This window comes from Aerococcus sp. L_32 (assembly GCF_050689315.1).
On sequence record NZ_JBOEQF010000340.1, the window covers coordinates 1 to 2,089 of the forward strand.

The following is a 2,089-nucleotide window of genomic DNA, read 5'->3' on the forward strand; positions in this document are numbered from 1 at the left end:
CAGTCCTTCGATTCCAAATTGTTGATAGCTATTAACCCATCTTCTTACAATAGACTCTTCAATATTATATTTCTTTGCTACCGCTCGGTAGCCACCATAGTTCCCCAGATAATGTTTTACAATTTCCAATTTAAATTTTATTGAATATTTTGCCATAAAAATAAACCCCCAAAAGTTAGATTTTTGGTCTAACTTTTGGGGGCCTCTACATCATAAGCGGTTTTTTTATTTGAAACTTTTTCTATTTTTCTTTAGCTGCTCTACCCCATTGAATGTGACGGACTAGCATCAGAATCATAAAGGCAATTCCGAAATAGCCAGCAATGTTATAGACAATTTTCAATAATGAACTAAAAGAAATCATTGAACCGATAATTAAACCAATTAGGCCGATAATCAATGTAAGGACCTTATGCTTTTTACTACCATCCTCTGAGAAATTAGATACTGAATTCCAAAGTAAGGTGACTGCTGTAGTGAAGATCCCAATCATGATAATAATAACAAAGAAGTAAGCTAGGTAAGGATGAATTTCATTAGCTAAAGATAAAGTAGGTACAGCTGATCTACCCACTAAGTTGAAGGAAGCCATGAAACCAAAATAAGAAACAAGGATCGCAATACTAAAGAAACCCCCACCGATTAGACCCGAATATGCGGCGTCTTTACGGCTGTTAGCTTCTCCCCCAGTTTGGCTAATAAAACCTGCGAATAAGATAAGGTTATACCCTACATAATTAAGACCTGACACAAGCCAATTTCCTGAAGAGGTCTGAATTTCTCCATTTGCCAAAGCACTTTCGATTGAACTTGCTATATTGGGTAATTCATTAAAGTTGGTGATTAAACCATATAAACCTAGTAGCATGGCAACAATAGCAATCATAGGCCCTAAATTCCCTAAGATATTGGTTAAGGCTTCTAATCCAAGCATTACAACACCTGCAACCACTACAAACATCAGTATTGAGCCAACAATGATAGGTGTATCAAATTGCTGGTTTAGTGTCGCACCGGCTCCCGCGATCATTACCGTATAAGTTAAGAAAATAACTACGATAGAAAGATATTCATAGAATTTACCAATCATTTTATTTGAATATAATTCAAAAATATCATTGGTATTTTCTAATTTATCTTGGTGCCGATATCCAGTTGTAAATAAGGTATACCCCATAAAAGCAAAGCCTAAAAACATGACAAAAATTGAAAGAAGCCCCATCCAACCTTTTGAAACAAAGTATTGGATAAGCTCCTGCCCTGTTGCAAAACCTGATCCAATGAGCGATGCCATCATTGCACCACCCATAACCATGATCGTTTGCCACCTACTACTATTTTTATCCACTTGTAAATATTCCTTCCTTTTTGTTAAGTTTTTTCAAAAAAATACATAATATAGTATATCATAATTTATAAATTTGCAGGTAAAATAAAGCTTGTTGTATCCCATTCTCTTCGGCTTTTATCTATGATATAGAATTTATCGATAATAAAAAAATGGCGAGCGCAGACAAGGTAAATTTCCTTGTGCACTCACCATTTAATTTTGTATGATTAAGAAATATCCTCATGATCAAGATCAGTTTCTTGGTCATTAATTTCTTTATGGGCAAAATGTTCTGTTTGATTAAAAGCTTCTAAATGATAAAGACCGTCTTGGTATCTGACAATCGAAACACTCGCATTATCTAGCATTGAATCAATTTCAAATTGTGGAATCAATTCGTGGATCATATTACGGATAGTCATCCCGTGACTCACAATTAGAATCGTTTGATCAGTTTCTCTGTGTTTAGTGATCACGTCGATCAAACCTAATTCCACACGCATCCAAAATTCCATGAAGTTTTCTGCATCGTGGTAAGGATCCATTTCTTTAAAAGCATTCAATTCTAAACGAACACTTTCATCTGAAGTGGCACCTGTATAATTGCCATCTTTTCCAGTAGCAATCTCTGTTACTTTGTCCCATAAACCTCTTGCGTCTAATCCTTCAAAAGAACCAAAGAAGACTTCTCTAAACTCTGGACGTTTCTCAATTTCAATATCTTTAGCAGTTACCTTATTTTCGTCTAGAATAAGTTCT

Annotated in this window: 3 protein-coding genes; all 3 read right to left on the reverse strand. The window is 35.0% G+C overall.

Going from position 1 to position 2,089, the window contains the following annotated elements; genetic code table 11:
• On the reverse strand, positions 1-156 hold a 156-nt coding region (locus ACRCJ0_RS12625), incomplete at its 3' end, for a helix-turn-helix domain-containing protein (protein ID WP_431390652.1).
• Positions 157-241: 85 nt separating this feature from the next.
• Positions 242-1,315 carry a YkvI family membrane protein gene (locus ACRCJ0_RS12630; protein ID WP_417893187.1) on the reverse strand — a complete coding sequence of 358 codons (1,074 nt, stop codon included), beginning with the start codon at positions 1,313-1,315 and terminating at the stop codon, positions 242-244.
• A gap of 242 nt (positions 1,316-1,557) precedes the next feature.
• A partial coding sequence (locus ACRCJ0_RS12635) for a histidine phosphatase family protein (RefSeq protein WP_431390651.1) occupies positions 1,558-2,089 on the reverse strand: 532 nt, incomplete at its 5' end.